4 protein-coding genes and 2 pseudogenes are annotated in these 6,055 nt (G+C 64.1%); 4 read left to right on the top strand and 2 right to left on the bottom strand.

Translation table 11 applies throughout. From position 1 onward, the window contains the following. Positions 1-799: 799 nt before the first annotated feature. Entirely contained in the window at positions 800-1,972 is a 1,173-nt protein-coding gene (locus tag HHJ19_RS14750) for a CaiB/BaiF CoA-transferase family protein (protein ID WP_296908634.1), read from the bottom strand. Positions 1,973-2,146: 174 nt separating this feature from the next. Beyond that, positions 2,147-2,968: pseudogene (locus HHJ19_RS14755) on the bottom strand (hydroxymethylglutaryl-CoA lyase); the annotation flags it as partial. Between the two features lie 109 nt (positions 2,969-3,077). Here HHJ19_RS14755 and HHJ19_RS14760 point away from each other — a divergent pair. The 4 genes and pseudogenes from HHJ19_RS14760 to HHJ19_RS14775 form a co-directional block, all read left to right on the top strand. Then, positions 3,078-3,806: an IclR family transcriptional regulator gene (locus tag HHJ19_RS14760; RefSeq protein WP_296908631.1), complete on the top strand. Its 729-nt coding sequence runs from the start codon at positions 3,078-3,080 to the stop codon at positions 3,804-3,806. Positions 3,807-3,939: 133 nt separating this feature from the next. After that, entirely contained in the window at positions 3,940-4,689 is a 750-nt protein-coding gene (locus HHJ19_RS14765; protein ID WP_296908632.1) for a haloacid dehalogenase type II, read from the top strand. Then, complete coding sequence (locus HHJ19_RS14770) at positions 4,686-5,471, top strand: sulfite exporter TauE/SafE family protein (protein WP_296908633.1); 786 nt, start codon at positions 4,686-4,688, stop codon at positions 5,469-5,471. Before HHJ19_RS14765 ends, HHJ19_RS14770 begins: the two co-directional genes overlap by 4 nt. A gap of 56 nt (positions 5,472-5,527) precedes the next feature. After that, positions 5,528-6,055, top strand: a pseudogene (locus HHJ19_RS14775) (malate synthase G); the annotation flags it as partial.

The raw sequence follows: 6,055 nt of genomic DNA on the forward strand, positions 1-6,055 counted from the left end.
GCACAAAAGTCAACAATTACTGCAACGCAATTGTTCATTACGTCAAACCCTCTTATTTGACTCCCGTACAGACGCTGTCAATCGGGACGCAAGCCGCACGGCCGGAACGCCATTCGCACAAAGGCAGCGGCCCGGCTGGCACCGGCCACCACCTCCCTGCAAAAGCCGCCGATACCAGGCGGGACGGGCATCGAAGCGAACGGTTGGGCTCCCTTGCTCACTTTTTTTACGGAAGCTGGCCTACGTGCGACTGGCGTGGCGCGCCTTATAAACAGCTGAATTTAAACCGTCCATCGGTCTCAAAGGAATTAGCCGTGAAGTACTCCGCTTTTTTTCCAACAATGCTCACCGCGCTTGCGCTGACCGCATGTGGCGACGCGTCCGGTCCTCCCGGTGAGCCAGGCCGGCCGGGACCGCCTGGCCAACCGGGGGAGCCGGGCGTGCCAGGCCCGCAGGGCAAGCCTGGTCAGGCCGGCATTCCGGGTAGTCCGGGACCGGCCGGCAAACCCGGCCCGGCCGGTCCCCCGGCGGCGAGTGGGCGTACAAGCAGCACCCCGATTGATGCCCAGGGCAGCAAACCTGGCGACGAGACCGGGCCGGTCGCGCCATCTCCAGCGCGCCCCTAAGCGAGTGACTTGCGCGGCGCCGAGGAGGACTCCGGCCCGATGCCGGCGTCACGAGTTGGTCTGCCGAAAATTCTGATGCTTCACACCAGCTGCCCATCGGCGCGCCCAGGTCGGTAAGGCGTCTGACGACTGCCGGTTGCCTGAGTACGGCGTCTGGGAGTGATGTTTTGGCCTCAGTCTCCTCGCGTGATCTGACTGGATCTGAGTTCGGCAATTTCTGCGATGGTGTAGCCGACTTCCAGCAGCAGTTCGCGTGTGTGCTCGCCCAGCAGTGGCGGCTGCAACCGGATGCCTGGCCGCCGGCCACCCAGTGTGAAGGGCAGCAGCGGCACTTTGGATTCGCTGCCGTCGTTCATGCGGACCGGCGCCAGTCCACCGGTCGCGTTCAGGTGCGGGTCATCGAAAAGCGCTTCGGGCCGGGCGATGGGCGCAAAGGGTAGCTCGTTGGCTTCAAACACCGCGCTGAGCCCGGCGGCGCTGCGTCCGGCCAGGTGCGAGCGCAGGACGGGCATCATCCATTCTCGGGCCATCACCCGGTCATTGTTGGTATTCAAACGCGGCTCGGCCAACAGCGCATCAAGCCCAAAGGCCTTGCAAAAAGCCGCCCATTGCCTGTCACTGACAACGGCCAGAAAAATCTGCTCGCCGTCTTTGACCGTGAACACGTCGTAAATGCCCCAGGCCGAAATGCGGCTGGGCATGGGCGCCGCGGCGTGACCCGTGGCGGCAAACTGCATCATGTGCTGGGCCACCAGGAAAACATTGTTTTCAAACAGCGCCGCCTGCACTTCGGCGCCTTCGCCCGTCAGCTCGCGCTGGCGCAATGCGGCCATGGCACCAATGGCGCCGAACATGCCGCCCATGATGTCGTTGACACTGGTGCCCGCGCGCAGCGGGTCGCCGCTGCGGCCCGTCATGTAGGCCAGGCCGCCCATCATCTGCACCACTTCATCGAGCGCCGTGCGGTGCTCGTAGGGCCCTGGCAAAAAGCCTTTGTGGCTGACATAGATCAGGCGCCGGTTGAGCTTGCTGAGGCGTTCGTAATCCAGGCCCAGCTTCTTCATGGTGCCGGGCTTGAAGTTCTCGCTGACGATGTCGGCGGTTGCGATCAGGCGCAACGCGGCCGCCACGCCTTCGGGTTGCTTGAGGTCGAGCGCGATGCTTTTTTTGTTGCGGTTGAAGGTCGGGAAAAATCCGGCGCCCGAGCCCAGCAGCCGCCGCGTTTCGTCGCCTTCTACCGGCTCCACCTTGATCACCTCGGCGCCCAGATCGCCCAGCAGCATGCCGCAGGTCGGGCCCATCACCATGTGGGTGAATTCGACGACGCGAATGCCGGCGTAGGGCAGCGGCGTGTCGCCGGTCGCGCCGGTCGCGCCGGTTTTGCCGGCTTCAGGGAGCGGCGTGGCGGGCGGTGCCAGGCGTGCGCCCTGTACAAAACCCCTGGGCAGGCCGGCCTCGGGCGTCATGCCGTACAGCGGCTCATCCGGCAGGCCTGCCATCAGCGGCGCGCGAGCGGCAATCAGCTTGTCAAGATCAATGCCGGTAGACAGGCCCATGGCCTCGAACATGAAGACCAGGTCTTCGGTGACGACGTTGCCCGACGCGCCCGGCGCATAAGGGCAGCCGCCCAGGCCACCGAGTGACGAATCGAAAGTGCGAACGCCGGCTTCATAGGCCGCCAGGCAGTTAGCCAGGCCGAGGCCGCGTGTGTTGTGCATATGAGCGGCGCCCGCGTGGCGGCCGATTTCGAAGCGCAGCCGCCGGAACAGGCGGCGCACCTGCGCCGGATTGGCATAGCCGACGGTGTCTGACAGACCCGATTCGTCGGCGCCCGCAGCAATGCAGTGCGCGGCCAACCGGATGACTTCATCCTCTGGCACCACCCCCTGCAAGGTGCAGCCGAAAGCGGTCGAAATGCCGGCCTCCAGTTTGACGTGAGGCGCGATGCCTCGGCGCAGGGCCGCGATGGCGCGCACTTCCTCGACCATCGCCTCGCGCGTCTTGCGCACATTGACCAGCGAATGCGCAGCACTGGCCGACACCGGCACGGTGAGCTTGTGCACGCCGGCCGCCAGCGCGGCTTCAGCACCCCGGCGGTTGGGCACCAGCGCCATCACTATCAGGCCGGGCAGCGTGAGCGCATGGCGCACCAGCTCGGCCGCATCGGCCATTTGCGGCAGCAGCCGGGCCGGCACGAAGGAGGCGACTTCAATCTCGCGTACGCCAGCGGCGTAGAGCGCGTCTATCCAGCGCCGCTTGTCGGCCGTCGGCATGGTGCGCTTGACCGATTGCAGGCCGTCGCGCGGTCCGACTTCGCTGATCAATACCTGTGAATTTGTCATCTTTTCATTCGTAAAATAATTCTGTAAGATGGAACATCGTTCTTTCTTACAGAATAATTACCGATGGGCCACCGCTTGTCAAGCCGCGCGCCGCCCACCAAAGACCACCATGCCCCGCAAAGCCCGGACCGAGTCCCTTGCCGACACCCACGCTGCCCCCGGCGGCGCCGCCGCCGTTGACCGCGCGTTGAGCCTGCTGTCAGCGTTTCGCCTGGGCGATGGGTCATTGACGCTGGCCGATCTGGCCGCACGCACCCAGCTCTACAAAAGCACGGTGCTACGCCTGCTGGCCTCGCTGGAGCATGCGCGGCTGATCCAGCGGCTGGAGGGTGGCCGCTACGCGCTGGGCAGCGAAGTGGCCCGGCTCAACGCGGTGTACGCGGCCTCGTTTTCACTGGATCGCGTGGTCTTGCCGGTGCTCCGCGCACTGGTGGCGGCGACGCGCGAAAGCGCCGCCTACCATGTGGTCCAAGGCAACGCGCGCCTCTGCCTGTACCGGGTGGATTCATCCCAGCCGATCCGCGACCACATCAGGGCCGGCGATCTACTGCCGCTTGAGCGCGGAACGGGGGGCCGGGTGCTGATGGCCTTTGGGGCCCAACGCGCTGGCGCTCCAACATTTCAGGACAGGAACTTGTACGCGCGGATCAGGGCGCAGGGATACTTCACCGCCGCGGGCGATCGCCTGGCGGGCGTGGCCGGCATTTCTGCGCCCGTGTTCAAGGCCGATGGCCGTCTGGCCGCCGCGCTAACCCTCACCATGCCGGCTGAGCGCTTCGAGGAACGGCATCTGCACAAAGTGCTGGAATCGGCCCGCGAGCTGAGCGGACAGGTGTGAATACGTTGCGCACCAACCGGCAAAGAGCGGCCGGCGTTCAACAACCCACCTTTTAATTGCAAGCGAAACAGTCACAAATCAAACGATTCTTCGTTAATTAATAGTTGATGCGATATCAAATAAAGTAGAGCTCATGGAAAAGCCACGTTCTGTTTCACCCGTCGCCCTGAATGCCGTCCTGTTTGATGCCTATGGCACGCTGTTCGACGTTTATAGCGTGGGCCTGCTAGCCGAACAGCTTTTTCCCGGCCAGGGCCAGACCCTCGGTGTGGTGTGGCGCGACAAGCAGATCGAGTACGCCGGGCTGGTGACTACCAGCAACCATGGCGCGCACTATCAGCCATTCTGGGATCTGACCCGCGCCGCGCTCTTGTACGCTATCAAAAAAATAGTACCAGGTGCCGATGCTTGCTGGACCAGCGGCGGATTTGACACCAAAGTCGGGCAACTCATGAACCAGTACCGGCACCTGTCTGCCTTTCCGGAAAACCGGGAGGTACTGCAGGCGCTGAAAAGCCGGGGCGTGGTCACCGGAATACTGTCCAACGGCGACCCTGGCATGCTCGCCGTCGCCGTCAAGTCGGCAGGGCTGGACGGCCTGCTTGACCATGTGATCAGCGTGGACGCCATCCGCAAATACAAGACCCACCCCGACGCCTACGCGCTCGGCCTGCAGGCCACCGGGCTGGCGGCGCGGAACATTGCTTTTGTCAGCTGCAACAGCTGGGACGCATTGGCCGCCACCTGGTTTGGCTACCAGACGCTCTGGGTCAACCGCTACCAGCTGCCTTTTGAAGAACTGGGCACCCAGCCGCTGCACACCGGCAGCAGTCTGCGCGACGTGCTGACATTGCCGGGCCTGAAGGACGCTGCTCCGGCATGACACCTTCGGAAATTCTGCTGATGGGCGCAGGCGGATTGGCGGCCGGCGCGGTGAACGCCATGGCTGGCGGCGGCACGTTTTTTTCGTTTCCGGCGCTTCTCGCCGTCGGCCTGCCGCCAGTGGTTGCCAATGCCAGCAACTCGGTCGCCCTGTGGCCCGGTAGTCTGGCAGGCGCCTGGGCTTACCGGCAGGAGCTGGCCCGCTACAAGCGCTATTTGTTGCCGATGGGCGCGGCATCGCTGCTCGGCGGGGTTGCGGGCGGCTTGCTGCTGCTGGCCGCCGGCGACACGCGTTTTGCCGCCCTGATCCCCTGGCTGCTGGCTTTTGCGACGCTGCTTTTTGCCTTCAGCCCGCAGCTGTCAAAGGCCTTGAAGCGGCTGCGTCCGGTCTTGGCTGGTGAAGCTGGCGGCGATCATGGCGCCGGCTCACCCGCAGGCTGGTTCGTCCAGCTGCTGGTGTCGATTTACGGCGGCTTTTTTGGCGCCGGCATGGGTATTTTAATGATGGCCAGCCTGGCGATTGGCGGGCATGAAGATGTGCAGCACATCAACGCGCTGAAAAACCTGCTGTCGGCGGTGATTTACAGCGTGACCGTCGTCACTTTCATCGTGGCTGGTGCGGTCAGCTGGCCGCACACGCTGGTGATGCTGCTGAGCGCCAGCCTGGGCGGCTACTGGGGCGCCAGCATGGCGCGCAAAATCCGGGGTCCGTGGCTGCGCCGCATGGTGATTGCCGTCGGCGGCGCGCTGACGGTTTATTATTTTTTCAGGGCGCCGGGCTGAGCCGGCCGCCGGCTTTTTACGACTGTTCACATCTGCTTTTTCAAAAGGACTCTTGCATGACAACCAATACCGAACGCACTACCCGCCACGGCCTGCAGGTCGCGACCGAACTCTGCCGTTTCATCGAAGAAAAGGTGCTGCCCGGCAGCGGCGTGGAAAGCAGCCAATTCTGGACCGGCTTTGATGCCATCGTCGCCGACCTGGCGCCGAAAAACATCGCCTTGCTGGCCGAGCGCGACCGCCTGCAGACCGAGATGGATGTCTGGCACAAGGCCCACCCCGGCCCCATCGCCGACATGCCCGCTTACCGCGCCTTCATGGAAAAAATCGGCTATCTGGTGCCACAGCCGCAAGACGTGACCATCACCACCGCCAATGTCGATGCCGAACTCGCCGTGCAGGCCGGGCCGCAGCTGGTCGTGCCGATTTTGAACGCGCGCTACGCCCTCAACGCCGCCAATTCGCGCTGGGGCTCGTTGTATGACGCGCTGTATGGCACGGACGCGATTGCCGAAACTGGCGGGGCCGAAAAGGGCAAGGGCTACAACCCGGTGCGCGGCGCCAGGGTGATTGCATTTGCCCGC

The organism is Polaromonas sp., from assembly GCF_012927415.1.
In the GTDB taxonomy this organism is placed as follows: Bacteria; Pseudomonadota; Gammaproteobacteria; order Burkholderiales; family Burkholderiaceae_C; genus Polaromonas.

Coding starts and splice junctions, on each gene's coding strand:
- HHJ19_RS14770 (WP_296908633.1), top strand. CDS start 4,686: ATGACACCTTCGGAAATTCTGCTGATGGGCGCAGGCGGATTGGCGGCC.
- HHJ19_RS14760 (WP_296908631.1), top strand. CDS start 3,078: ATGCCCCGCAAAGCCCGGACCGAGTCCCTTGCCGACACCCACGCTGCC.
- HHJ19_RS14765 (WP_296908632.1), top strand. CDS start 3,940: ATGGAAAAGCCACGTTCTGTTTCACCCGTCGCCCTGAATGCCGTCCTG.